This window comes from Acidicapsa ligni (genome assembly GCF_025685655.1).
Lineage (GTDB): Bacteria > Acidobacteriota > Terriglobia > Terriglobales > Acidobacteriaceae > Acidicapsa > Acidicapsa ligni.
Genome location: NZ_JAGSYG010000003.1, coordinates 1 through 25,952, shown reverse-complemented (window position 1 = coordinate 25,952; position 25,952 = coordinate 1). Strand labels below are relative to the sequence as shown.

Sequence of the window (25,952 nt, the reverse complement as noted above, 5' to 3'; positions counted from 1 at the left end):
TTTTGGACCGCTCTTTTGAAAAGAGGTCGCAGCGTTCACGGTGCGTTCCATGTACAGATTCTCACCATATAGCCTCGACTCAATTAACCAATGCCTGTTACGGAACTCTGCGGGAAAGGAGGAGCGGATTCACTTGCCGCCGAAGGCCTTCTCTGTTCTCCAATTTCTTGTTGCAAACGCTGGAAAGTTGGTCACGCACAACGAACTGATGGAGAAGGTATGGCCGGACACGTTCGTTCAGCCGGAAGTGTTATCTAGCCATATCCGTGACGTTAGAGCCGCGCTGGGGGACAGCGCCCGAAAGCCACGATTTATAGAAACCGTATCTCGACGGGGGTATCGCTTCATCACCAAAGTCGACCACAGAGAGGTAGTGAACTTACAGCAGACCTCCAACTCGTCGGGAAACCTTGTGGGTCGAGATTCGGCGTTTGCGAAGCTTAACCAGTGTTACCGTGCGGTACTTACCGGTATCCGCCAATTGGTCTTTGTTACGGGAGAACCAGGGATGGGAAAGACGGCGCTCTGTCGAGAGTTCCTGCGCCAGGCGCAGGGCTTGGGAGCGTCCTACACGACCTGGGGATACTGTATCGAAGGCTATGGGGTGCAGGAGCCATACTTCCCTATCCTGAAAGCCATTGGAGATCTGTGCAGGGACGGCGGGAAGCCAATCGTAGAGATCTTTAAGATGAAGGCTCCGACGTGCATCGTACAGTTCTCGGATCTGATCAGTCGTGAGGAGCGAGCAGCACTCGACCCCGACGTGCGGTCGGCGACGAGTGGAAGAATGTTGCGTGAGGTCCTGGATGCCCTGGAGTCGGTGGGCGAGTCTCGGCCGCTGATTCTCGTCCTCGATGATCTGCAATGGGTAGACCGTGCCTCAGTTGATGTCATTTCTGAGTTTGCCCGTCGGCATACGCCGGCGAGAGTGATGCTCGTTGGCACGTTTCGCCCACTCGAGGCGTTTCTGAATGGCAATCCGATCGCAGTTTTGAAAGAAGAGCTTCTTGCACGTCGGCTTTGTACTGAAATTAGCCTGTCTGGCCTGACCCAGTCTGACGTCGTCGAGTATATAAGCCAGCTGACTTCGCAGCCGGAACTCAGAACCGAACTGGCCAATCTTCTTTACAGACGTTCCGAAGGAAACCCTCTTTTCATGGTGGCCGCGTTAGAACACAGCCTGGAACAGGGTCTTTTGGTCAAGGAAGCGGGCGAGCTGCTCTTAAGGACTCCATTGGATCAACTGGATATGGACATTCCGCTAAGCTTGAAGCGCGTTTTGGAGGCCCAAATCGACACTCTCGAGACAAGGGAACGCAGAATTCTCGAGGTTGCGAGCGTAGAAGGATCTGTCTTTTCCCCTGCGGTTATCGCTCCTGCGACGGATCACACCTACCAGGAGGTCGAGGACATTTGTCATCAACTGGCGATCCGAAACCAAATCTTACGTGCAGCACCTGAGCATCAACTTCCCAACGGATCGACAGTATGGTCCTATCAATTCGTGCACGTCCTCTATCGGGATGTGCTTTATGACAGGCAATCTCCTGGCCGCAAGTCCACTCGTCACAAGCTGATCGGAATTCAGCTCGAAGAGATTCACAAAGGGCACCTGGAGGAGGTGGCAGCGGAAATAGCGCTCCACTTCGAACATGCTTCCGATTGGAAGCGAACGGTGCACTACCTGAGGCTGGCCGCCGAGAATTCGGAGCGGCGGTATGCCCATCGCGAGGCGATCGCTTTGCTGAAACGCGCCCGCGAGCTGGTGACTCGCATCTCGGAGGTGGATAGCCGAAGGATCGAGCTGGAGATATTGGAACGTCTGGCGACTTTATACGTTGCCTGTTTCGATCCAAGGTGTGTTGAAGCTTACGAGGGTCTATATGAGAGAGCCTCAGCATACGGCCACGCAGAAGTGTGCGCGAGGGCCCTGCTCAATCTGGCCGGATGCCTGTTGACTCAGGATGGGCAGCGTTCTTTCGAAACTGCCAGGCGCGCGTCAGAGGTGATCGCAACGCTCCCTGACTCCCTCCTTCGAACGCGCATGGAGATGACTTGTAACTTCATCTTTGCTTGTACATCCGGTTGGGATCCAGTTCAGGCCGATCAGTTACGACAGTCATTCCGGAGAATACGGGAGCAGGTCGATCCAGCAGAATTGGCTCCTCAGACGATCCAGTACGGGATCATCCAGTGGGCGTCGTCTGAGTATCAGGAGTCGCTTGAATCCCTTATTGAGGGTTTGACCGCTCTATCGAAACAAGCCTCCGAAGGTGATCCTTTCCTCAGCATTGATTATCAGAGGGCTCATTTCTACCTGCCACGGGCGCTCTTATTTGTCGGTGAGTGGGGTCAGGCGTTGGATGCTCTTGATAGATCTCTCGTCACTTCTGTGAAAAACGGGGACACGTTTGCCGCAAAAATTCTCCGGCTCAACCGGGCATGGGTTTACTTTCACGCTAGAGACTTTCATGAGGTAATTGCTACTAGTGAGTCGTTGGAGCAAATAGGTGAGGAGTTTAGCAGTTCTGCCGTAGCGCGAATGGCCCGCATACTGTCGGGGTCAGCGCATGTGGCGCTGGGAAATCGCGATCATGGTTCATCGATGCTGATGAAGATACAGAGCGAGATGGCCGAAGGCCTGATGGTTCTTGATTGGTGCTTCCGCTTGCCACTGCTCTCGGCACTAACAGAACTGTGGCTCTCCGAAGGAAATCTCGGGGAGGCGGAAACTGCGGCGAATCTTTTTTTGTCGCTCGCCCTGACTACAGAGAAGCATACCTATTCCGCCCTGGCGCTGGAGGCATCCGCTCGAGTGGCACTGGCACAGGGGAATCTCGTCTCTGCCGCTAGCTTTGTGTCTGACGCGCTTCGTCTGATTGGAGAGTACCAAATACCCCTGGCTGCCTGGCGTGTTCATGCGGTGGCGTCCCAACTGCATATGGCGCTCGATGACAGAGGATTGGCGCAAACCCACCAGGATGCAGCGAATGCAGCGATACTCACATTGGCTAATTCCTTGAGCCCCGAACATCCCCTCAGGAAGAAATTCCTAGCCTCCGCTCTGGTTGCGAAAGTTCTCGTAGACGATCACGAATATCAGAGGGAGCTGGCCATGGGCTCGCTATGACCACCTATCACGCAATGTAGCCAGCAACTCCAGACTCGGGAAATCCCCTGTATCAGAATCCGTGTCAGACCATACAGGGATGTGGAGTGTCGCAGCTATACGAACGAGTTCCGCGACCGAGTCTGCCTGCATCTTTCGCATCACCTGACTCCGGTGAATCTGAAGTGTGGTCTCAGAAATGCCAAGAACTGCAGCGGCCTGCTTGTTCATAAGACCCTTGGCGACGAGAGGCAGCACCTCCCGCTCCCTTGGCGTCAGAAGCTCATGTCGTTGTCGCAGGCTCTCCCTCGCCGCTCTATGACGTCGCTGCCTGCGATCCAGAGCGAAAGCGGTAAGCACGGCTTCGGCCAGGTCTATTGGATCGATCGGAAGTGTTAACAGCTCAACCGCACCGGACTTAAGTGCGCGGACAGCTGCTGCCACGTCTTCGTGACCGCAGATGAAGACAACCGGTGGGGAAGCTTCGGCTGCCAACCTGCACTGCTGAATGAATCCCTCGTGATCATGGCAATGAAGGTTAAGGATGAGGCATGAGGATTCGTCACGTCGGCTATACCTCAGGAACAGTTCAGGGGAATCGAAGCCCACCAGGTCCATGTCGATCAAACCTGCGAGTCGAGTCAAGGGCTCCCACAATATGGGTTCGACGTCGATCACGTAGGCGACGTCCCGAACCCGAGTTGGCCTAGGTTCGCAATATGAAGATGTCGACCCGTGCTCAGACCCCAGGCCGCCCTGCACTTGGGATGTGATGTGCATGGGTATACCGCCTTTTTTGAAACATAGTATTAAAAATCGCTATCAGTGCGACAACCTGATGCGTGAGGAAACTGTCTCCCTGCTCGCATCAGTGTTGTTCGCACCCATAGGTATCCGGTTTTGTATTCGACGCAGTTACATGAGGGATTCAGCGGCCGTCCAACTTGCCTCGTCATCTTCGGTAGTTGTGCTCCCCCATGGACGTTTTCCCGCGCCCTAGAGACCGAGATCGCTCAAGCTGGGGTGATCGTCAGGGCGCCGGCCCAATGGCCAGTGGAAGAGGCGATCGGACTCGTCAATGCGCACGTCGTTGATGCACGCATGGCGATGATGCATGATTCCTTCAGCATTGAACTCCCAGTTTTCATTTCCATACGCGCGATACCATTGCCCAGAATCATCACGGAATTCATAGGCAAATCGAACCGCGATCCGCGCTCCGTCAAATGCCCAGAGTTCCTTAATCAAACGGTATTCCAGTTCGCGTTGCCATTTGCGCGTCAGGAAACGCACAATCTCCTCGCGACCGTTGATGAATTCAGCGCGATTGCGCCACCAGCTGTCAGGCGTATATCCCAACGCTACATGCTGCGGGGTTCGGGTATTCCAATTGTCTTCCGCCTTGCGCACCTTCAGGATGGCGGTCTCACGAGTGAATGGGGGTACAAGCTGTTGCGTAGGTTCGCTCATTGTTTCTCCTTGTATTTTGCCGTTGATCGTGCCGATCAGAGGAGCAATCGGTCGACTCGGCTTGGGTTTACTTCAAAACTTCTTTCGGATGATCGTCTCTAGTCGGCTTCGATGGTCTCTGCAAGAAACCAAGTGCGACGCTCCGTCTGATCAATCCAGTTCTCGATTAGGCTGGCGGTAGCGACGTCATGGAATTCTTCGCAAAGGACGTGAGCGGACCGGAGCCATGTTGTTACGCTCTGGTTGTCGCCTAGCAACTCAGTAAGCATCGACTCTGCTGGAACCTGCTCTCTATCGCAGTCCTTGATTCTCTGGTGGCGGGTGATGTCGCCTATTGACTTTAACGTCGGCCCACCCAGCTTCCTGGCCCTCTCAGCGATCTCATCGGTCATCGCAAAGAGTTGATCGGCCTGCTCATCCAAGAGCAAGTGGTAGTCCCGAAAGTGCGGCCCTCGCATATGCCAATGAAAGTTTTTTGTCTTAAGGTAAAGCGCGAATATATCTGCCAGGAGCACTTTGAGCTCGAGGGACAAGCGCTTTACGGCATCAGGCGCAATTTCCAGAGTGCTATCAATTTGCATGAAATTCTCCGTCAACATTTCTCAACAATTGATTCCGAACCACGAAGTCTGACTAAGCCGATCGATATTCTTCAAGTACCGGCAGACGCACCGGCGCGGTACATACACCGCCGACCCCACGCTTTGGTCTCACGTTTAGCTCTGCAGGAACCCAGCAACGCTTGATTGACCTCATCCGCGCGTGTTGTGCACATGCCATTCGGTGCCCCGGGACGACTTTTAAAGTTGGCCTCTTGATGATGTAAAAACCATGAATCATACCGTCGCAAGAGACTGCAGTGAGTGCGGTCAACTGGGTCATGCCAAGAGTTCCTCCGAGGTCGAGAACGGCGAAGTTTCAAACCATGTTCATCCGTCTCGCGCCTGTTCAAATTCGTATCGTAAGGAGGAGTCTAGGCTTCAGGTGAGCTGAAACCCTGAAGGAAATGTGGAGGTTTTCCAGTCATTGTGTGAAGAGGCCGTAAATGAACGTTTCTTCGGTCCTCAGACGCAAGTTGTCCACCCAAAGACAATCAAATGAATAGAAGCCCGATGACACCCGCGATAGGCTCCGGCCCTATCTCTGTTCCAACGAGGCAGATTGTAGCCCCGTACAAAAACATCGATGATGGGCCGAATATTAGCCGGACCCGCGCCATTTGATTTACTGCGTTTCACAAGCTTCTACGGTCTTATTTCATTTGAGGCCCCACGCTTATCACAGGGCACGAGGAGACATGGTCAATCTGCAGGATGTGTCTCTGTGGAGTGAGGCCAGCTTCTCCGCTCCGGGTCCTTCCCATGATGACGAGGTCTGGTTTCTCTTCGGCCATGGCTCGCCGAATTGCGTCTTGCACGTTGCCGCCTGCTCTCTCAAATTTGGCGAAGGTGCCCAGGGAATCTCTCATCGTAGCTGCTCGCGCCTCAACAGCAGAATCTCTCTCAGCGGACGAGCCGGAGACGTACAAACAGGTCACGGTGGCATCAAACGATGCGGCTATTATCTTCAGAAACGCTATTATTCCTTCGTTCTCAGCATCCAGGAAGACGTCAGGATCAATGTCGAGAGGGCAAAGAATCGCCCGTGGTGCCGCATCGGTCAGGTTTTCATCATGCTCCGTAGTCCATACCGGCATTGGGCATTTGTCGAGCACCCCCGACACGATTGGATCCCGGAGAAATCGCGACGCATAACCATGATGTCCCCTGGGGATCATGATCAATTCGACGCTCTCGCTGACGGCTGTATCGCTGATTATCCCCAGGGTGCTCCCTGCGGCCACCGAAGTCGTCAACTTTACACCTGAGAGGTGCTCCTCGCAAAAAAACTCGATCAGGCGCTTCGCCTCCGCGATATAGAAAGGCGTATGTTCCTCGAAGTCGATGGCGTTCCGTTCAGGATCGTTCGAGAAGTTTGCCGGATCGACCGCGTGCATAACGATTACTTCTGCCGACAACCGGCTCGCCCAAACTTTTACCTGTTTAGCGGTGTTCGAGCTCCGTGTAGAGAAGTCGACGGGAAAGAGAATCTTGCGAACATAATCCATATGGGCTCCTATGTCCCGCTCACAACTTAGCCGATGTCGCTGCGTTGCTGCGATGACATCTGGTAGATACCTCTTTTCTGCAAGCGTGTCTATCACGGCTTTCCATTAATGGCTCTCAGGTAATGCGGACACACGATTGCCTCCAGCATGAACTCACGATACTGTCTGAGGTGGCACTACCCCCTCTTCGAACGGCAACCAGTTGAAATGAGATATGCGTCCCAATGTGAAGTCGCTAACGACAGCGTCACCGCTCTTGATTCAACCATCGGTGCCATCGGGGAATTCGAGCATCAGGCGGAAGTTGGTCCGGAATTTGCTCTCATACGGCGCGTTCGCCTCGGAGATCCGAGAGCGTTTGAGTTGTTGCTCGAACCTCACAAGAAGCGACTCGAACGAACCGTCTTTCAAATTGTCCGGAATAGCCACGATGTGGAAGATATCGTTCAGCAATGTTCCCTAAAAATCTTCACCAAGCTGGAACAGTTCCAGGGTCGATCGCAGTTTTCCACTTGGATAACTAGGATTGCGATTAATCAGAGCCTTATGCATCTGCGTAAAACCAAGACGCAGCCGATTTTAATTGAAGGTCCTATGAGAGACGAAGGTTCTCACACTTTTCCTGACCCGACAGATTCGTCCTTCACTCCAGAGGAGGCTTATCTTTCCACGGAACTAGTTCACTTGCTTTGGAAGCATATCGACAGACTTCCAGAATCGAGAAGGATTGTGCTCCGGAAGCTTTACGGGGAGGAATTATCAATGGAACAGACTGCGAGGATCTTGGGAATCACTCTTGCCGCCGCTAAATCTCGCGCACTGAGAGCACGTCGTGATCTCCGCAAAATCTTTGCGGGACAGGCCGCCCACCGCGGCCTGGCAGGCTCGTCATATTCAGGGAGCTAAAAAGTCGGAGATCTTCGACTGCATAACCGCTTAGGCCTCTTTTGGGGCACCATTATTCGCCCCCCGGAGCACAAATCAGCATGTCGAAAGAGACGATATCCGTCGGGGTTCCCAGTAACTCCAGAAAATCTTCAAAGTTCGGACAGAGTTCGTACAAGCGGCTTGCCTAGACTTAAACGAAGATTTCCGCGCGTTGGATGCTGCTCCAGCCGCGATTGCAGACTCGGACTACGGGGTCTTCTCGATACCCGATTGAAAAGAGAGACCACTATGGAACAATTGGAAGATTCCGCGACAAACATCACCACATCCAAAGGTTCCGTCGAGATTCCGCTGGGACTTGCGATCATTGCAATCATCTTTGTCGCGATCGACCTCAGGCCAGGCATCGTTTCTATCGGTCCAGTCTTACCCTCGATTCGCAACACATTTCAGCTCTCGCATGCGACCGGCGCGTTGCTCACCTCCATCCCCGATGTGCTCATGGGGTTGCTGGCCCTACCGACACCGTGGTTGGCAAGACGTTATGGAAGAGACCGCGCCATGTTAGGAGCGATCGTTCTACTGTTCTTGTCTGTTGGATCGAGGGCCTTTGTTCAAAATACTCCCGAACTTCTTCTCTGCACTGCCGGAGTCGGTGCGGGGATTGCCATCGCAGGAACGCTCATCGGCGGCTTCATCAAGGCGGAGTTTCCCACGCGTGTCGCACTCGCTATGGGGATATACGCTACTGCCCTTGCCGTCGGAAGCGTGGCGGCAGCTGCTCTGACCGGTCCGCTCGCGGGGGATAAACCCAATGGGTGGCGAATGGCAACCGGAGTCTGGGCTCTTCTCGGTGTGGGAGCGCTGATTCTTTGGTCGATGGTAAAGATACGCGCGGCCAAGCCAACAGGCGCGACGATGACAACCAACAGTTCGGTTCCGCCGCCTTTAGGAGAATGGAAAGCCTGGACAATAGCCTTTTTCTTCGGAGTGAACAACCTTCTGTTCTATGCTCTGCTCGCCTGGATTCCGACGATCTATCGGGAATTAGGCTACTCCGCAGCTAAGGCCGGGCTGATTCTCGCATGCTTTGCGATTTTCTCTCTGCTCGGCAATCCGGTCTTTGGTGCCTTAAGCCGGTCGCGTGACAGGCGCGTCTGGCTCGCGGTGAGTAGCGTCATCTGCTGTATTGGGCTGGTCGGACTATTTACAGCGCCGCAATTTGCTCCTTATCTTTGGGTTTCTCTCATGGCTTTCGGTCAAGCGGGAGGCTTCACCTTAGGAATGACATTGCCGTTGGACAACACAACCACCGCGCAAGAGACAGATGTTTGGAACGCTTTTACATTGACGTTCGGCTACCTTATCGCATCGTCTGGCCCGATTCTGGTCGGCTTGTTGCGTGATCACACCGGTTCCTTTCGAGTTCCGACCCTTTGTCTCGTTGCTGTGGGCGTTTTGATGCTATTGCTATGCGCGGTACTGCGTCCCCGAGCAATACAGCCCGGTTCTTGAGCCGTTCTATTAGCGGACCCAGCGCCGCCATCGTAGCTGTAAGCCCGATGTCGCTCCGGGCCGCAAATTCCGTTGGAATAAATTATCTAGATGAAGACTAATGATGCCAGAGAGTTCCTACGCACACCGCTCATCGAATGGGAGCAGCCTCAATCCTGGTGCGATCTTGGCAGCGGTACTGGCACCTTTACTCTTGCTCTCGCAAGTTTGCTGGTCCCCGGCAGCACAATTCATGCTGTAGATTGGGACCCACAGGCGTTGGAACAAATCCCTGAGCAGCACAATGGAGTCAACATTCGGAAGATCGCGGGGGACATGGCAAGTTCCAGCCTGCGCCTTCCGCCGGTCGATGGCGTTCTCTTAGCGAACTCCTTGCACTTCATCCGCGAGCAGCCCCAGTTTCTGACAAAACTCTTGACGGTGACAAATTGCTTTCTGATAGTGGAGTATGAACGATCAAAGCCAAATCGATGGGGGCCATATCCCGTTGCCTTTGGCAAACTCCGCCAACTTTGCTCTGATGCGGGGATAGGGCAAGTGGAGAAAATAGCCACACGTCCTTCGTTGTTTGGCGGCACTTTATACTCCGCCGTTGCCCAAAAGCCTAAGGCACTGGACTCTGATTAGCCAAGCCAGGGGCTAGCATCTGACACCTCGAGATCGTCGAGCCGTCGCCACTTGTAGAACGCAATTGAGAATATCCAGCTCAAGGCGAAGAATCCGACGATGAAATACCCGAGCATTCCAAAGTTATCGTTGAGCTTTCGGACAATGTTCCAAAACGATCCGTTGAAGTGAAATTGTCCGGCGAATAACCCTAAAGCCTCGATGCCGCCGACGACCACCGCCACAACGACCGAGACCGACGTGATGGTCATGTTGTAGTAAAGCTTTCGGATGGGCTTCACAAATGCCCACCCGTAGGCACCCAGCATAAGGACATTGTCAGTTGTATCGACAAGCGACATGCCCGCCGCGAAAAGGGCTGGAAAAACCAGCGTCGACAACATCGGAAGCCCCTTCGAGGCCTCTGTCGCGGAAATGCTCAAAAGTCCAATCTCTGTGGCTGTATCGAACCCCAGCCCAAACAGAAGCCCGAGCGGATACATATGCCAGCTTTGTCCGATTATTGCGAACATGGGTCGGAAGAATCGGGCAAGAAGTCCGCGGTCCGCAAGAAGGAGATTCAAGTCCTCCTCAATGTAAGGAGCTCCGTTGCGAACTCTTACGAAGACACGATAGACACCCCGCAGAACTGCTAGGTTCACGAACGCGATGCCAAACAGGAACAGGGTTGATACCAGGGTGCCGATTATTCCACCTAGGTTGCGAAACGCATAGACCTTCTGATGGAGTGCGAGAGCTGTTGAGGCAATAACTATCGACCCGACAAAGACAATTGTGGAGTGCCCGAGAGAGAACCACAGCCCGACTGTGACCGGCTGCTTCCCTTCCTGCATCAGCTTGCGAGTTACGTTGTCGATTGCGGCGATGTGGTCTGCGTCCACGGCGTGTCGGAGACCAAAGCTATAAGCCAGAAACGATGTCCCCAGCAGCACCGGATAATGACGAAATGCAATGATGGCCCATAGCCATGCCCCTACGTTGAAAACAAGCAAGAGACCATACACAGTGAGCGTCCGGATACGGACGCTCACTGTGGCTACTTCTGGCAAACTACGCATTTCAGCTCCGGCAGTGGATCTTGCCAACCGTTGAAGGTTCGATCGGCTTTTCTGGGTTCAGCCGTTTTGCCTTAAACCGCAACCGGAACGTAGGGGAAGGTCTTTCGTGGTTTCGACGTGACTGACTCTTTGCCGATCCCAAGCTGGATTGGAGTGTTTGCCGCAATGGAGAACATGACGTTGGGAGCATTATCCGTGAGGGAACGGCCGTTCCACTCGGCGAAGCCAAAGGATGCCGGTGTCCCAACGGTATACGGCATGATGTTGGGGAACATCCGGTGCGCGATCTTTTCTCCATAAGCCTGTGGGTCTTCTGAGGTTCCGTAGGCGGCAACTACGGATGCCATCTTCTTGCCAATTTCGCTTCCCCAGGTTGCGAAGTCGTCGGCCGGAAGACCGCCATTGAGACGATTGCCCAGGTCTTCGTTGTACTGGGTGAATAGCGGCCAAATCATCGGAAGACCAAAACGGTTGATAGGGCGCCATCCGCCCGCATCCGTTGCGAGGGTGGCAACCGCCCAAACGCCGATCTTCTTCTTGTCGCCTGCATGAGCGAGCAGGTCGGCATCGGGAATTTCCAAGACGATCGAATACACTGTGTGGCCGGCAAACAGGTTGTACGCCTTGCTCGGATCCCAACCAGCCAAGTCGACTTTGGTTCCGTCTTCAAATGCGTGACCAACGGCATGGAGGACATCCGGCTCGATCCAGAAAGGGTCCCCGGCATGACCGGCCCAGGCGCGCAGACCGGATGGAGTGCTCACGGTCTCATCCGTTGTCCCGTGGGCCACGACCTTACCAGCTGCGTGTGGATCGACCGCCTCTTTCCCTTCAATGCGACGAATGGTGTACTTCTGCTTTCCCTGCGCGTCGCGCTCCTCGAACGTCAGGCGGTAGGTGAGTTCTTCAACCGCGTCGCCGTTGAGATCGACCTTGAATTCGTACATTCCCTCCGGATGCCAGCCGGGAATCGGAGGCTTTCCGATTGAATGGCAGACATCAAGCACGAATGCAGTGCCGGTCTCCCCGCGGAAAACGTAGAGATCGGTGATGTCAAGACGAAGGTCCTGCCGGGCGATGGGTGAATCGAGATGATGAGACATACTTTCTCCCTTTGTGATTGCGGAATCTGGTGAACCTACCGACAGAGCCGAGGCGACCCGGGATAAACCCATCCCCGCCGCGACTACTGCGCTGCGGACAAGGACATCGCGGCGCGACATCCGTGTAATCTCTGTGGCCCTTGGTGCGGAAACATTCTCTCTTTCAATGGATCGCATCTGAGTATTGCCTCCCTCGATTCAACCGTAGACATCGGGAACGCGAGTCTCCGCCATTCCATATGTTGTTCAAGAATCTGGTCAGATGCTAAACCTGTGCCCTGTCGTTACTCTGGAGTAGTTCTGGAGGTTTTGTGGAGCTTCGAGGTAGGGCGGAGTTCGGACCGTTTGCTTACCTACAATCCCCGAGTTATTGATGCCTTTAGCTCGTCGATTCCTCATTCCTCTGTAACAATCTGACAACGGCCACCGCGCGTGCTCAGAGCGAGGTAGCCCTGCAGTTACGTAAAATTGAACACGAGAATGGGGTTTTCTGTTTTCGAGGTTAGGGATACGGCGTAACCCCGGTTAACGCGACCATTAATCTATGTTGGAATTTCCACCATTTCGAATCGACCTTGACGATCAATCCCTGATCTTTCGGGAAGATAACGGCCATGAGTCGCGTATCTCTTTAACACCCAAGGCGTTTGGCGTTCTCAGCTACCTCATGCGTCATGCGGGGCGGCTGGTAACGCACGAAGAATTGATGGATGCCGTATGGCCTGAGACCTTCGTCCAGCCGGAGATTCTCAGCGGCTACATACGTGATTTGCGATCAGCACTCGGCGACAACGCCAGAGATCCTAAGTTTATCGAGACGGTGCAACGCCGCGGATACCGCTTCATCGCAAGCGTGCAGGAAGAAACTCCGAAGCCCGTGCACTTTGCCATGGCTTCACACCAGATACTCGTCGGTCGAGATGCGGAACTCTCCGCGATAGAAGATCGATTCGAGGCTGTTCTTCAGGGAAAACGACAGTTGATTTTCATCACAGGAGAGCCCGGAATTGGAAAGACAACAATATGCCTTGGGCTAGTGGAGCGAGTTGCGAGGTCAAATGGCGATTTGGATGTAGCCTGGGGCCAGTGCATTGAAGGCTATGGTGGAAAAGACCCATACTTCCCCATGTTTCAGGCGGTGGGTGGATTATGTCGCGATGCTGGCGAGCCCGTGCGGGAGATCCTGAGGACAAAAGCCCCTACGTGCATGGTGCAACTTTCTGAATTCCTCACCGGCGAACAAAGGGACGAGATCCAGCGCGATGTCATCGGCGCGACCCCTGGGCGCATGTTGCGCGAGATTGTCGAAGCTCTTGAAACAATTGCCGCCAACCATCCGCTTATTCTGGTCATAGAGGATCTCCAATGGGCAGACAACCCAACAATCGATGTAATTTCCGCGCTCGCGCGCAGCCGACAACCCGCGAAGATTCTCGTGATAGCGACTTACCGTCCTCTCGATGTACTCCTTGCGGATAGCCCAATCAGGCGGCTGAAAGAAGATCTCGCAGCGCATTCGCTCTGCCATGAACTTGCGCTCGAACCGCTCACTGAAATCGAGATTGTCGAATACCTTTTTGCTGTAGGCGCCGAACCAGAAACCAGTCACCCGTTGGCCAGTGTCTTATATCGGTTGTCGGAGGGAAACCCGCTCTTCATCGTCGCAGCGCTGGAGCGTGCCATTGAGCGCGGATCCATTGTCCAGGAGGATGATCGTTTAGCACTGAAGCAGCCGTTGGCCAAGATGGACCTCGACACGCCGAAGAGCTTACACGGCCTTGTGGAAGCGCAGATTGATCAGCTGGGGGCCCTCGAACAGCAAATTTTAGAAGCGGCCAGCGTTGCCGGACCTAAATTTACAGCAGTTTTGGTGGGAGCGGCATGCGAATGCGATTGGAGAGATGCAGATGACGTCTGCCACAGACTGGCCCGCGGAAGACACATCATCCGCCCCATCGAGTCCGCTGAATTGGCAGAAACGCTCTCGCCAACGTACGAGTTTGTACATCTCCTATACAAAGAGGCACTTTATGATCGGCAGTCGAAAGGACGACGTTCAGAACGTCACAGACTGATCGGAGAAAAACTCGAAGAGCTTCACTCCAGCCGCCTCGGTCCAATTGCGGCCGAACTTGCCTATCACTTCGAACGCGCCCTCGATTGGAGCCGGACTATTAGGTACTTGAGTCTGGCTGCAGAGAACTCACTCGATCGATATGCTCCTCAGCAAGCACTCGATCTACTCCAGCGTGCCCTGGACTATGTGCCGCAACTGCCTACTTCCCAACGACCGGAGCGCGAGATCCAAATTCTCGGAAGACAGGCGAGCCTGTATTTTGCCCTCTTCGATGCTCGCTGCGTTGAAGCCCACAAATACCTGGCCGACAGGGCGGCGGCCTATGGGATGGCCGAAGTGGAGATCCACGCTTTGAGGGGCCTGGCAGCCTGCCTTGAATGGATCAGTTCAGAAAAATGTCTGGCGACCGTCGAACAGGCGTTGACTCTTAGTGCCAAGCTCGGCGATCCGGTCATCAAGGCACAGGTTCTGATGGATTGGTCCGTATGGCGGGCGTGGGCGGGAGACTGGAGCAGCAAAACGCTCGCAGACATTCATGAATCGTTTGACACTCTCCGGCAGATCGGCGAGCCCCAAATCATTGCACCCAGTTCGATTGCCTATGGAATGATCAAGTGGGGTTGTTCCGAATACCGGCAAGCTCAGCACTACATCGCAACCGGGATGAAGCAACTCGAAGAGTTTTCAGAAGAACAAAACCCTTATGTCAGTTCTGCATACCAACGGGCTCAGTTCTTCCTGCCGGCCAGCCAACTCTATCTCGGAGATGCGGGGATGGCACTCCGCCAAGTCACTTCCTTCATCGAAGCCGCCGAGAAGAATGGGCACGCCTTCCCGACCATGGTGCTTCATCTCAATCGAGCGTGGATACATTTCTTCGCGATGGATTTTGCCGGGACACTGAAAGCTGGAGAGCATTTGCCGAGCGAAACCGGAAACTTTGGTAGTAGCTCCAAATTCCTTCTCCGTTCCTGGCTCGTGTTGATGGGCCTGGCGAAAGAGGGTTTGGGTTTACATGAAGAAGCTCTAAGTCATTTGTCGAAAGCGCGCGCGGAAATGGAAGGCCACGCAATCATGCTCGATTGGTACCTCCGACTCCCCCTGCAGGCGGCTCTCACCGAGGTTTGGATCAGTAAGGAGGATGTGGCAAGCGCTCGTGAAGAATCAAACCTCTTCTTGGGCACCGCCTTGTCGAGTGCAGAGCTCACTTGGCGCGCTCTCGCGTGGGAAACAGATGCACGGGTATCGATTGCAGAGAAAAACTATGAGCGGGCGCGCCGATCCATTTCCGAAGCGCTGAGGCTTGTGAAAGAGCAGGAGATTCCTTTAGCGAGCTGGCGGGTTTATGCCACTGCTGCCCGACTCTATAGGGAAGATTACGGTCTAGCGGCGAGGAAGGCTCTTCTGAAGTTCGCAGACTCCTTCGCTGCCGATCATCCTCTCCGAGCAATATTCCTCTCCGCACGAGCCGCCGCCGAGATCTTGTCGGAGGGTGATGCAGCACTATTACCCTAGCCCTTTCGGGCGCAATTCCGTGAAGATAGAATGCTCCAATCGGAAAGACTGAGACTCATATTCCCAGGGGTAGTTGAAGACGTTAGGATTCACAGAACTCGGTCCCCTCAAATCCCTGTATAAAGCCCTGTGCTACTTTTGGTCGCCGGACGGGCGCGCCCTCAATATACGACGGCGTCCAGAACTCCTGCAGAAAAACTCCAGAAGGAGCACAGGACTCCGCAACAAACCTTAGATACATTGACCTGAAGGCATGTCGACTTGCTTCCCCAGAAGGAGCAAGAGTCGTTTTCTTGGCTCGTGAGGAACTATTGCGAAGGCTTGCGGTATAGCTGAGCGGTCTCCCTCAACAGTCGATCCATGTAGTCCTAAAGCGCACGACGAGAATCGGTTTCAAGGAGAGGCCATGGAAAGCCGAGTTGGTCCACCAAATGCAGTAGAGAAGAAGTGGACTCGCCGATCTGTAGTTATTGGAGGAGCGTTGATGGCTGCGGCAACCCAAATACCAGCTATCGCTCTAGCAAGTGAACTAAACACGTCGGGTGAATCCCACTCGGACGATAAGCAGCAAGGGGAAAAAAATATGAGCTTTGTCACCACTAAAGACGGCGTTGAAATCTTCTACAAGGATTGGGGATCAGGTCAGCCTATCGTGTTTCACCACGGCTGGCCTCTCAGTTCCGATGACTGGGATGCCCAGATGTTGTTCTTTGTTCACCACGGCTATCGGGTGATCGGATTTGATCGTCGTGGACATGGCCGCTCCACTCAAGTGTCTGACGGCCACGACATGGATCATTATGCGGCTGACTCGGCGGCTGTCTGTGAGGCGTTGGACCTTCGCAATGCCGTGCACATTGGTCACTCCACTGGTGGTGGCGAGGTAGCCGCCTACGTGGCTCGCTATGGCAAGGGGCGCGTCGCCAAGGCTGTGTTGATGTCCTCGGTGCCGCCTATTATGGTCAAGACTCCGAGCAATCCCGATGGCCTGCCCATTGAGGTATTCGATGGATTTCGCAAGAGCCTCGCTGACAACCGCGCACAGTTCTACCGGGCTGTGCCTTCTGGACCGTTCTACGGTTTCAACCGTCCCGGAGTGCAGCCGATTGAGGGCGTAATTGAGAACTGGTGGCGCCAGGGCATGATGGGCGGCGCTAAAGCTCACTATGACGGAATCAAGGCATTTTCTGAGACCGACTTTACCGAAGATCTGAAGAGCATTGACGTGCCGACTCTAGTCATGCACGGCGACGATGATCAGATCGTTCCGTACAAGGACGCAGCCCTGCTATCGGTCAAACTACTCAAACACGGAACCCTAAAGATTTACCCGGGGTTCCCCCACGGCATGCTGACCACGCATGCCGATACGATCAACGCGGATCTCCTCGAATTTATCCGCAGTTAGCTTTCCTATAACAAAAGTGGTCTCCCGCCCTATGGGTGGGAGACCACTTTTGTTGGGCTGGATCGTTTCGGATGGAAGATGACGATCAATCTTCCCGATTCCGAGAGCCGCAGAGACATTCGAAGACGACACATCGAGGCAACCACCATGAGCGCAACCATTACATCGCCCACGACATCCGCCGCTATCCAGGAGGCCGAAGAGCGCCTGCAGACGCTGCTTCCAGGTATCTACCGTGGCCGTACAGGCGAGGTGCAGCCCGTATCGATGGGCGCGGCCCCGTTGGCGTTCGATGTGAACGGCAACGTCGAGTGGGACCGCATGTGGGGCTCCTTCTGTGACCTCGCTATGGCGGGCGGGCCGCCGCACAAGGGCAAACTGCTGGAACCCGGCACTCCGGAGTCGATCCTCGCGGATCCCAAGCGCTACGCCGAAGTCTGCGATGAGATCGTACGTGGCATCGACCTCGCCGCCCGGTTGCGGGCAGCACCATCCTCTTCTCCGGGCTGGCTGCGCGTACACTGCGGCAGCCACACCATGGCCGAATGGATGTTGCGCGCGATCACCATGGAGAACGTCTCAGTGCGCCTAGAGGAGAGTGCGATCCTGTTGCCCGCGGGGCCAGCTTTTCGAGTAGAAAAGGAGATCAAGAACGTCATCACGGTCGCCGCCAAGACCATCCACTACTGGAGCGGTCACTTGATGCGCCTCCAGAAAATTGGGATCGCGAATCTCTTCGACCAGATCAACAGCGAAGCTCCGTTGCTTCAACCCGCATGGGCATCCGACGCAGAGAACACTGATGCTCGCCGACGCATCCAATCCGCACTCGAAGACGCGACCGGCCTTAGGAGCACGAACCATGGGTACGCCCAGTGGATCGGGCTGGACTGTGGCAGTGTCGCATCGGCGATCACCACCATGCGCCGCCTCGTGGCAAGCAACATCCTCTCCCGGCGAGAGGAAACTGCGATCTTTGTTCCCTGGAATCCCGTGGACGACCCCCACGGCACTCGCCTCGCCTACTCGATTAGAGAACTCCTTGCCCAAAATGCATAGAGCCATTATTTGAAGAAAGATAGCCATGCGCGCAATCCGGGGTATTGCGAAGAAATTCAATGCGAATCAAGATCGGAGCTCTACGATCCCTCACAAGCGGGAGACTCGTAGGGAATAAAAGAGAAATATTGTGTTCTTAATCAAGATGGGTGCTATGCGAGACGGTTGTCCCCTTATGCCCATTCAGGAGAGTAAATGGCAAACATTCTAGTCGCTGCAACCCCCGCTCCAGGTCACGTTAATCCGATGTTATCCGTGGCTGCACACTTATCATCCGAAGGACATTCCATTACCTTTCTTTCGGGAACGCTCTTTCGAGATCAGGCTGTCGCTCTGGGGTTCCAATTTGTTCCTCTCTCTGGAAAGGCCAATTTTAACTACGAGCGTATGGATGAAGAGTTCCCGGAGAGAGCTGCCGCAAAGCCAGGCCCTGATGCGATAAATGCCGAGTGTCGGTACACAGGCATTGATCCTGTTCCCGATCAGTACCGGGCCGTACAGCAGATTCTTTCCGAAGGTCAGGTGGACCTTATCGTGACAGACGTTTATTTCATGGGTGTATTTCCTCTGTTGCTGGGACCACGAGAGGCTCGTCCTCCTGTCCTGACATTCGGAGTGTTGCCCCTGCTCCTCAGCAGCCACGACATAGGCCCATTTTCAGGCCCCAATGCAAGTCCGGAAGGTCGGCAGCGCGATTCAGCCACGTGTTCTGGCTGCCCCGCTTCATTGCGCTCCCATATCTGCGCGAGCATCTGCCGGATCGCCGCCGATTTGCCCGTCCCGCTGTCGCCCACGATCAGGAAGTGCATCGCCTCCCGGTCCCTCGGCACACGAGCCCAGCGGCTAAGGTTTTTACGCAAGAGTTTGTCCGCCCAGGTTCGCTCTTCGTTGATGAACATGACCCCATCCGGCAACTGCGTCCTCAGCCCCTTCGACTTGCCCAGCTTCGCATTCAGCTCCGCTGTCGTGACCAGCTCCGGCCCCCGCAACCGACGCCCATGCTTGTACAGCATCCGCCGCGCACGGTCTTTGGGAACCGCCACGAACAGCGCCAGAACGAAGAACGCCAGCGAGAGATAGACCGGCTTTTGGTAGAACTCCCAGGCTTCATGATCCGCGTACACCGCCTCGCTCATCACCCGGTGCAGGCCACGATCATTGAAGCTCGCAGTCACCCTGGTCAGCCGCGCGATGCCATTCTTCACGCCTTCGTCCGTCAGCCGGTACCCCGGCCTCTTGTCCAGCGATGGAACCTGCTCGATCTCGTCGCCGATCACAAGCCGCTGCTGGCCCTTACCAACCACCGCCTCCAACAGCGTGTACTTACCCGCCGAAGTCGCCGACGCTTTGGCCCGCGCCCCGCTCTTCAGGTAGTCCGACAGGTACAGCCGCTCCGCCGCCGTCCAGCTCCGCTCGTATTCGAGCGTCAGCATCCCGGCGAAGAACAGGAACGACACGAAGATCGCTCCCCACGTCCACACCGGCCTCCGGCTCGGCCATGCCTTGCTGTACTCCTTGCGTCCCCATTCCGCCATCGTCACTCCTCCTCTGGATTGGTGTCCGCTGCTGTTTCAGATGCCGTTTCCGCCTCCGGCCCGGTTACCCGCGCCGCCGTCCGAACTGCCTCCATGCGCTCCCGCGCTCGCTCGATCTTCGACCCGTCGGCCCGCTCGATCAGACCACGCATCTCCGCCTCGCCCACCGGCTCACCCTTCGCTGCCCGGAAATGCTGGCTTATCAGTCCATGAGCCATTTTGCTGGCGAACCATTTGCTGGATATCAGGAGTGATCGCCTTGAAGGTCTGTCCTTTGTCCCAATGGACGGTCCCGATATTCAAAGTGAAGCTTCCATTCGGTCCAACCTCTTTGTTCGCCATGCTGTTCATGATGTTGAATTGGACGTGGTTGGCGTTTACCTCCGTCAGATTGTGGGTCGGGTCCATGCTTGCTGAAAAACCTGACGATACCCAAGCTGACCCGTCGGCGACGTGCGATCCCTCATGGCCAACAAGGCCCCCGCCGAGGTCTTCTCCAACTGCACCTCGATTGAAAGTTACGTTGATGTTTTGGCCGTTTGGATTGTCGGAACTCTTGTTCCCATTTGCGACTCCGCGGCATGTGCCACCGCAGTCGGAGACGAACTTGCCCTGCACGCCGCTGAAGATGCCGCTACCATTCAGGTCTGTTTCCGCGCTGTCGTGTATGAACTGCCCCCGCCAGAGACCGATCCGTCTCCAGATGAAAAGTGGAAGCCCGATTGATCGAACGTTCCGCTGTAGCTGTTGCCGTTTTGATCTACCAGCCCACCATTCGCGTCGTTGCTGATAACCGTCGCCGTAAACGAACTCTTGCCGTTTGCGTCTGTGCTAGTCGTGCCGAACATATTGTTCTGGCATGTCGCTGAGTTCTTGCCGCAGCCCGTGATGTTGAAGTCTAGGCCGGTCGGATCAGTCGCTGGCTGCTCAGATAAAGATAAGGCCGGATGAAAGCCGCGAACGAAGCCTACGGCACTTGATTACCGGGAAGCTCTAGGATGTTATCCCAATCAACCACTGCTACCCACATCCCCTCCTCTTCGGAGTAAGTAACGGTTCCTTCAGCCTCAAGTTCGAAAGAGCACAGGATCATCTCAGCGCCTTCACCGAGGACGATTCCGAGCCGATTTAGGTCCTGTACAGTGCCAACCGTGTTCAACCGTACTCTGCCCAGTCGATCACTATTGTTGAAATCGACGAACACTCTGGGTAGTTGTGCATGCTCGATCATTGGGGTTTTACCTTAGTAGGATTTGGAATCGTCGGCGTCAAAAGCTTGCTGGCTGCACTAGGTGCAAGCCCCGTTACTGTCGCGTGGTTTGGGCTTCGGCCAGATGTGGAAACTACGTCTCCTCCGGCCGCCCTTACTTGGCCAACTGTACAGCAGCCCACTTGGCCATTTGGCACCCCTTTCGCCAGTTCCCCGACGGACTGCCCTGGCGCACTTTCTGCTGAAAAACCTGTGACCCCCGATGGGTGTGTTCCAGTTCCCGCTGCGATCCCCTCCGCGCTGTTGCCCCCGCCGGGTGCACCGGAGCCTCCCCGGACTACGTTGGCGTCATCGGGAAGAGGAGCAGATGGAGAAGCGGCGGCAGCGGGGGCAGGTCCAGTTGCTGGAGCAGACTGGTCAGAGGAATTACTAGAGCTCAACGCATTGACAATGCTGTTGGCAAGTTTATTGGCAATCGCACCGCCCGTCGCTCCTCCTAAGAGGCCTCCGCCAACTCCCCCGCCGAACGTTCCGCCTCCGGGCTCTACAAACGTGCCGGTAAGTGCGCCTGCTGTTGCTCCCGCTTCAGCTCCCAAATAGGTACCAAAACCGGTAACCGCCCCCACAAACAAGTCCTTTATGTCACAGCAATGCCCATCCGGGTCGGTTCCACTGAGCGGGTTGTTGCGCGTGTAGTTGTAGAGATTCAGGCTCTGCGGATCGTCCATTGTTGCGTATGGAACAGGCTCTTCCTGAGCACTCCAATCCGGCGACATGAAGCGGCCCATGCTGCTCGCGTAGTATCTGGCCCCGAAGTAGTCGAGTCCTGATTCTGTATCACGTTCTTTGCCGGTGAAGTGATGTTCGGTGGGGGCCTGAATTGAGCCAGTGCAGGAGAGGCCATCGCCGAATGGCAGGCTGGAGCAGGTTTGTTCCAGTACGCCTGCATAGTCGGTCTGAACACGACGTGTACCCAGGGGATCAGAAAGATGGAAGTGAAGTCCATCGGGATCATAGGTGGCGATCAACTGGCCTGCCGCGAAGACATTGGTGTGCGCCCAGGCCATGCTGCCGCTGGTGGTATCCAGTTCTGTCAACTGCTCCCCACCTGGACCAATCACATAATCGTTGGTCGGCTGGAAACCATTCGTGCTCACATCGCAACTCATGCTAGAAATGCTGCCTTTGCCCACCCGCTGTCCCTCGGCGTTGTAGACATACCCCGTATAGGTTGTGAGACCCGCCACGGGTGCACTCGACACCGCACAGATGCGTCCTTCTGCATCGTACAGATAGGTGTTCACGCCGTCGCTGGTCTCATCGCCTGATGCGTCGTATAGAGGACCTGCTGGCGCCTGAGCCGTAGCCATTAGCTGGTTGTTGGGTGTGTATTTTGCCAAAGTAGAGGAAATGCTGACCGTTGGACCGGATGCAAATGTACATGTCGGCGATCCAGCTTGAAATGCCGTATTCGAGGCCCCCTGAACGGTTCGATTACCGAAGCTGTCGTAGCCCCAGCAGTAATACTTATCGGGATTATTAGACTGCTCCGCCACCGCACCAGCCAGACGATTCAGAGTGTCATACTCAAAGCTCCACTGGCCCATCACCGAGTCCTTGTAGCTTAGGAGATTGCCAACCCCATCGTATCCTCCTGCTGAGGGAGTGGTAAAGGAATAGACTGTTGTGGCGGCAGTATTCTGGTTTTGGCCAGCGTCGAGAGTGCCACTGAGTGGCGAAGCGCTAAAGGACGGCTGACCGAAGTCGGTGTTGTCATAGCTGGTCTGCACGCTGTAGGAATAATCCGTCGCCGCACCGATTCCCTTGGATTCCAGATAGATCTGGTCGCCAACTGCGGAAACGCTGACAAGAGAGGAGCTTGCCGCTGTGGCGAGATTCTCTGCAAGCGAACTCGGTGTAGCACTGCTGCTATAGTCTATCGAAGCAATTACACTTCCGTTGACCGATAAAGAAACAGTCCCGTTATCGGCAAGCTGGGTGAAGATCTCGCCATTGCTCTGGATTCCTCCTACCGTCACCACAACAGGCCCGCTGGCCGAATTTTGCGGCACAATAGCTATGATTTCGGATGTAGACCAACTACTCACTGTGGCCGCTACACCATTGAAGGTAACCTCTCCCGGCGTTGATCCAAAACTGCTTCCAGTAATTGTTACCGCTGTTCCGACCGTTCCAGAGGAGGGAGACAGGCTGGCAATCACGGGGATTATGCCAACTATCTCTGATAGGGCGGTGGAGCTTGATGCTGGATAGGAAGAATCTCCGCTGTAGGAGGCGGTGATGGAGTGTGTGCCAACTACTAATGAGTTCGTAGTGAATGAGGCAACTCCACCGGAGCCGGTCTGTGCGGATGCGGTAGTTGTAATGTATGGACCTTCGGCGGAGGAAGCTTCAACCTGTGCTCCCCATACATAGAACGTTGCGTTCGGCACTGAATTATCTATTACCTGGAAGCCGCGTACCTCATTTGTTTCACAGGTCGCTACATTCGATGAAATCTCGGGAAAAGTGAAAGTATATCTTTGCCACGAAGTAGTGAGACTTGCGTTTCCCGAGACACAGTCATTCAGGCCGAAAGACACCGGCTCTCCGCCATGCTGGCCACGGAGCCAAACACTAACGGTATAAGTTTGCCTCGCTGTGAGACCGGTAGGAATCGTATCGATTGCCCCCCAGGCACCTGAGCCTCCGCATGTAAGAGAGTTAGGTACCACGATGCCAGTTGCCGTGTTCGTTCCGTCAGGAGCCGTAATGGCAGAAGTATTGACAGTTACATTTGATGTAGACCCACAATACCAAGACCATGAAACGCCTCCGAATTGCTGAGAGTATGGAAGCAAATTGGTCGTGCTTATTGGACTTACCGCAGCGCTCCCGATAGTAGTGCCGTTGTCCTTAAAGGTGACAGTTCCAGTAGGCACTCCACCCTCGGTATTGACCAGAGCCCGGAAGGTAACGTTTTGTCCATACGTCACCGGATTGATGCCTGAGCTTACCTGTGTGACGGAGCCGTTCTGGTATACGGTTTGGGTGATGGAACTGGAGGTCACAGCCACATAGTTTCCGTCTCCAAGCCATCCCGCTGTAATCGTGTGTGATCCGGAGGGTAAAGTGCTGGTAGCGAAAGTAGCGGTGTTACTGCTAATCGGAGCCGTGCCGATCGATGTGCCCCCGTCGTAGAACGTGATTGAGCCAATGGGTCCACTGGAGATCGTCGCGGTAAGGGTCACCAATCCGCCATCGGTAGAGGGAGTGCCCGATGTAGCTACACCGAGTGTTGGTGTTGCTTTGTTCACCATCTGTGTAACAGCGCTGGAGGTGAGCGGCGCATAGTCTGCGTTTCCTGCCCAGCTGGCAGTAATGCTATGGGTGCCGACAGCCAAGGTGCTCATTGTGAGCGTGGCAACAGAACCATTGATATGACCGCTACCGATAGTCGTGCCTGCATCATAAAATCTCACCGCACCGGTGGCTCCGCCAGAGATCGTCGCAGTGAAAGTTACCGATCCGTTGAAGCTGGACGGTGTGCCTGATGTGGACAGAGTTAACGTTGGTGTTGCCTTATTCACCACCTGCGTAATGGCGTTCGATGTGATCTGTGCATAGGTTGTACTTCCTGCCCAACCTGCAGTGATGGCATGAACACCTGGAGTAAGCGTGCTTAGCGTCACGGTTGCGGTCGTCCCACTGATGGTACCTGTGCCGATCGAAGTTGTGCCGTCGTAGAAGGTGATTGTGCCAGTAGGCCCACTCGAGATGGTTGCAGTGAGGATTACCGATCCACCATAGTTCGATGGCGTGCCTGAGGTTGCCACGGTCAACGTTGGCCTTGGCAGGTTCACGACCTGTGTGATGGCGCTGGAGGTGACAGCACTGTATGTTGTGTTCCCGGCCCAGCTGGCGGTAATAGAGTGAGTGCCCGCCGCCAGAGTGCCCATCGTCAACGTTGCAGTGGTGCCACTGATCGTGCCTGTACCGATCGATGTACCCGCATCGTAGAACCTCACCGTGCCTGTCAGACCACTGGTGATCGTCGCAGTGAAGGTCACCGATACGCCAAACGTAGATGGTGTGCCCGAACTTACCACTGTCAGCGTCGGCGTAGTGTTGCTGGAGGTGAGACCCACAGGACTCGATGTACTTGCGGTATATGGACTGATCCCAGGATAGCTGGCTACGACGTTGTGCTCCCCCGCGCTGCCTGTGAAGGAAATTCCGCTAGCGCTGTAGTTGGAAATCTGTGCGTCGAGCAGAATAGATAACTGATCATTGATAGCCACCACATCGGGGAGGCCATCGCCATTCAGATCCGCAACTGCCACTCCATTACCAGCAGCCGCATAACTGACCTGAGGCTGAAAGGTTCCATCGCCATTGCCGAACAAGATCGCTGTAGTCCCGCCGCTAAGATTCCCGCTGGGAGCCACGATGTCCGGGTTGCCATCCACGTTGAAATCTCCAACAGCCACTGAGCCTACATTCGATCCAACCGTATAAGGCACCGCTGTCTGAAAGGTGCCGTCTCCGTTGCCGAGCATAACGGAAACAGTGTTGCCGCCATGATTGGAATAAACCAGATCCGGGATACCGTCCTGGTTGAAATCGGCGGCTGCAATGGAACTTGATTCAGCCGGAGAATACGCAGCCAATGACTCGAACGTGCCATTTCCATTGCCTAGAAAGATCGCTGTCTCACTACTGGCGGCAGTTCCACTGGTAATACTGACCGCAACATCCAGAATGCCATCGCCGTCGAAGTCCGCAACCGCAACTGCCGATGGAGCGTGACTGCCGACAAGAGTTGTTATCTGTGCCTGAAAGGTTCCATCGCCATTGCCCAGAAGAACGGAAAGGGTGTTGTTGTTGCCATTAACAACCAGCATGTCGGCAATGCCGTCGCCGTTGAAATCTCCAACGACAACTCCTTCAGGAGAAACTCCCGCTCCATACACCACCTGTGGCTGGAACGTTCCATCGCCATTACCAAGGAATACTCCGACAGTGTTGCTGCCTGTATTGCTGACTGCAAGATCGGGAACACCATCTCCATTGAAGTCGCCCACTGCAATGAAACCGGGATTGGTACCCGCCGCATAGCTTACCGGTGCCAGAAAGCTTCCATCCCCGTTGCCGATGGAAATCGAAACTGTATTGTTGTTGTAATTCGTGTAAACAATATCCGGTATGCCGTCGCCATCCACATCCGATGCAATCGCGACGCAGTTGGCGTTATTGCAGTTCGAACTGTTG

Annotated in this window: 19 protein-coding genes; 7 read left to right on the top strand and 12 right to left on the bottom strand. The window is 54.9% G+C overall.

Going from position 1 to position 25,952, the window contains the following annotated elements:
• The first annotated feature begins 49 nt into the window (after nucleotides 1-49).
• Entirely contained in the window at nucleotides 50-3,130 is a 3,081-nt protein-coding gene (locus OHL19_RS10615; RefSeq protein WP_317890567.1) for an AAA family ATPase, read from the top strand.
• Here the strand turns inward: OHL19_RS10615 and OHL19_RS10610 are convergent.
• The 4 genes from OHL19_RS10610 to OHL19_RS10595 form a co-directional block, all read right to left on the bottom strand.
• A complete protein-coding gene (locus OHL19_RS10610; RefSeq protein ID WP_263357668.1) occupies nucleotides 3,125-3,754 on the bottom strand; it encodes a response regulator transcription factor in 630 nt (209 codons plus the stop codon). The two genes, OHL19_RS10615 and OHL19_RS10610, sit on opposite strands and share 6 nt — an antisense overlap.
• Nucleotides 3,755-4,105: 351 nt before the next feature.
• On the bottom strand, nucleotides 4,106-4,579 hold the full coding sequence (locus OHL19_RS10605; protein ID WP_263357667.1) for a nuclear transport factor 2 family protein: 474 nt from the start codon (nucleotides 4,577-4,579) through the stop codon (nucleotides 4,106-4,108).
• A gap of 98 nt (nucleotides 4,580-4,677) precedes the next feature.
• Complete coding sequence (locus tag OHL19_RS10600; RefSeq protein WP_263357666.1) at nucleotides 4,678-5,160, bottom strand: Dps family protein; 483 nt, start codon at nucleotides 5,158-5,160, stop codon at nucleotides 4,678-4,680.
• A gap of 671 nt (nucleotides 5,161-5,831) precedes the next feature.
• Nucleotides 5,832-6,686 (bottom strand): universal stress protein, encoded by an 855-nt coding sequence (locus tag OHL19_RS10595; RefSeq protein ID WP_263357665.1) that lies wholly within the window; start codon nucleotides 6,684-6,686, stop codon nucleotides 5,832-5,834.
• Between the two features lie 207 nt (nucleotides 6,687-6,893).
• Here OHL19_RS10595 and OHL19_RS10590 point away from each other — a divergent pair, with 207 nt between their 5' ends.
• The 3 genes from OHL19_RS10590 (at nucleotide 6,894) to OHL19_RS10580 (ending at nucleotide 9,716) form a co-directional block, all read left to right on the top strand.
• Nucleotides 6,894-7,592: a sigma-70 family RNA polymerase sigma factor gene (locus tag OHL19_RS10590; protein ID WP_263357664.1), complete on the top strand. Its 699-nt coding sequence runs from the start codon at nucleotides 6,894-6,896 to the stop codon at nucleotides 7,590-7,592.
• 270 nt (nucleotides 7,593-7,862) lie between these two features.
• Nucleotides 7,863-9,089 carry an MFS transporter gene (locus tag OHL19_RS10585; protein WP_263357663.1) on the top strand — a complete coding sequence of 409 codons (1,227 nt, stop codon included), beginning with the start codon at nucleotides 7,863-7,865 and terminating at the stop codon, nucleotides 9,087-9,089.
• 90 nt (nucleotides 9,090-9,179) lie between these two features.
• Nucleotides 9,180-9,716: a class I SAM-dependent methyltransferase gene (locus OHL19_RS10580; protein ID WP_263357662.1), complete on the top strand. Its 537-nt coding sequence runs from the start codon at nucleotides 9,180-9,182 to the stop codon at nucleotides 9,714-9,716.
• On the opposite strand, the gene OHL19_RS10575 is transcribed toward OHL19_RS10580, so the two are convergent.
• A complete protein-coding gene (locus tag OHL19_RS10575; protein ID WP_263357661.1) occupies nucleotides 9,713-10,774 on the bottom strand; it encodes a HoxN/HupN/NixA family nickel/cobalt transporter in 1,062 nt (353 codons plus the stop codon). The two genes, OHL19_RS10580 and OHL19_RS10575, sit on opposite strands and share 4 nt — an antisense overlap.
• A gap of 71 nt (nucleotides 10,775-10,845) precedes the next feature.
• Nucleotides 10,846-11,877 (bottom strand): DUF4331 domain-containing protein, encoded by a 1,032-nt coding sequence (locus tag OHL19_RS10570; RefSeq protein ID WP_263357660.1) that lies wholly within the window; start codon nucleotides 11,875-11,877, stop codon nucleotides 10,846-10,848.
• Between the two features lie 544 nt (nucleotides 11,878-12,421).
• On the opposite strand from OHL19_RS10570, the gene OHL19_RS10565 reads away from it, so the two are divergent.
• The 3 genes from OHL19_RS10565 (at nucleotide 12,422) to OHL19_RS10555 (ending at nucleotide 17,936) form a co-directional block, all read left to right on the top strand.
• The gene (locus tag OHL19_RS10565) at nucleotides 12,422-15,469 is read left to right on the top strand and encodes an AAA family ATPase (protein ID WP_263357659.1); all 3,048 of its coding nucleotides are present in this window, start codon (nucleotides 12,422-12,424) and stop codon (nucleotides 15,467-15,469) included.
• Nucleotides 15,470-16,052: 583 nt separating this feature from the next.
• Nucleotides 16,053-16,877: an alpha/beta fold hydrolase gene (locus tag OHL19_RS10560; protein ID WP_263358364.1), complete on the top strand. Its 825-nt coding sequence runs from the start codon at nucleotides 16,053-16,055 to the stop codon at nucleotides 16,875-16,877.
• A gap of 78 nt (nucleotides 16,878-16,955) precedes the next feature.
• Nucleotides 16,956-17,936, top strand: a complete 981-nt coding sequence (locus tag OHL19_RS10555) for a hypothetical protein (protein WP_263357658.1) — start codon at nucleotides 16,956-16,958, stop codon at nucleotides 17,934-17,936.
• Between the two features lie 545 nt (nucleotides 17,937-18,481).
• On the opposite strand, the gene OHL19_RS10550 is transcribed toward OHL19_RS10555, so the two are convergent.
• From OHL19_RS10550 to OHL19_RS10525, 6 genes are all read right to left on the bottom strand, one after another.
• Complete coding sequence (locus OHL19_RS10550) at nucleotides 18,482-19,240, bottom strand: type IV secretion system DNA-binding domain-containing protein (RefSeq protein ID WP_263357657.1); 759 nt, start codon at nucleotides 19,238-19,240, stop codon at nucleotides 18,482-18,484.
• A gap of 19 nt (nucleotides 19,241-19,259) precedes the next feature.
• The gene (locus tag OHL19_RS10545; RefSeq protein WP_263357656.1) at nucleotides 19,260-19,463 is read right to left on the bottom strand and encodes a hypothetical protein; all 204 of its coding nucleotides are present in this window, start codon (nucleotides 19,461-19,463) and stop codon (nucleotides 19,260-19,262) included.
• Nucleotides 19,464-19,473: 10 nt separating this feature from the next.
• Entirely contained in the window at nucleotides 19,474-19,623 is a 150-nt protein-coding gene (locus OHL19_RS10540) for a hypothetical protein (protein WP_263357655.1), read from the bottom strand.
• 19 nt (nucleotides 19,624-19,642) lie between these two features.
• Entirely contained in the window at nucleotides 19,643-19,879 is a 237-nt protein-coding gene (locus OHL19_RS10535; protein WP_263357654.1) for a hypothetical protein, read from the bottom strand.
• 233 nt (nucleotides 19,880-20,112) lie between these two features.
• Entirely contained in the window at nucleotides 20,113-20,319 is a 207-nt protein-coding gene (locus OHL19_RS10530) for a hypothetical protein (RefSeq protein WP_263357653.1), read from the bottom strand.
• Between the two features lie 379 nt (nucleotides 20,320-20,698).
• Nucleotides 20,699-25,952 (bottom strand): Ig-like domain repeat protein (locus OHL19_RS10525; protein ID WP_263357652.1); only part of this gene is annotated, 5,254 nt, incomplete at its 5' end.

Bases quoted from the DNA above. Each gene is read 5' to 3' on its own strand.
- OHL19_RS10615 (WP_317890567.1), top strand. From the start codon at position 50: ATGTACAGATTCTCACCATATAGCCTCGACTCAATTAACCAATGCCTG.
- OHL19_RS10605 (WP_263357667.1), bottom strand. From the start codon at position 4,579: ATGAGCGAACCTACGCAACAGCTTGTACCCCCATTCACTCGTGAGACC.
- OHL19_RS10600 (WP_263357666.1), bottom strand. From the start codon at position 5,160: ATGCAAATTGATAGCACTCTGGAAATTGCGCCTGATGCCGTAAAGCGC.
- OHL19_RS10595 (WP_263357665.1), bottom strand. From the start codon at position 6,686: ATGGATTATGTTCGCAAGATTCTCTTTCCCGTCGACTTCTCTACACGG.
- OHL19_RS10590 (WP_263357664.1), top strand. From the start codon at position 6,894: ATGAGATATGCGTCCCAATGTGAAGTCGCTAACGACAGCGTCACCGCT.
- OHL19_RS10585 (WP_263357663.1), top strand. From the start codon at position 7,863: ATGGAACAATTGGAAGATTCCGCGACAAACATCACCACATCCAAAGGT.
- OHL19_RS10580 (WP_263357662.1), top strand. From the start codon at position 9,180: ATGAAGACTAATGATGCCAGAGAGTTCCTACGCACACCGCTCATCGAA.
- OHL19_RS10575 (WP_263357661.1), bottom strand. From the start codon at position 10,774: ATGCGTAGTTTGCCAGAAGTAGCCACAGTGAGCGTCCGTATCCGGACG.
- OHL19_RS10570 (WP_263357660.1), bottom strand. From the start codon at position 11,877: ATGTCTCATCATCTCGATTCACCCATCGCCCGGCAGGACCTTCGTCTT.
- OHL19_RS10565 (WP_263357659.1), top strand. From the start codon at position 12,422: ATGTTGGAATTTCCACCATTTCGAATCGACCTTGACGATCAATCCCTG.
- OHL19_RS10560 (WP_263358364.1), top strand. From the start codon at position 16,053: ATGAGCTTTGTCACCACTAAAGACGGCGTTGAAATCTTCTACAAGGAT.
- OHL19_RS10555 (WP_263357658.1), top strand. From the start codon at position 16,956: ATGACGATCAATCTTCCCGATTCCGAGAGCCGCAGAGACATTCGAAGA.
- OHL19_RS10545 (WP_263357656.1), bottom strand. From the start codon at position 19,463: ATGGGGACGCAAGGAGTACAGCAAGGCATGGCCGAGCCGGAGGCCGGT.
- OHL19_RS10540 (WP_263357655.1), bottom strand. From the start codon at position 19,623: ATGCGTGGTCTGATCGAGCGGGCCGACGGGTCGAAGATCGAGCGAGCG.
- OHL19_RS10535 (WP_263357654.1), bottom strand. From the start codon at position 19,879: ATGGACCCGACCCACAATCTGACGGAGGTAAACGCCAACCACGTCCAA.
- OHL19_RS10530 (WP_263357653.1), bottom strand. From the start codon at position 20,319: ATGTTCGGCACGACTAGCACAGACGCAAACGGCAAGAGTTCGTTTACG.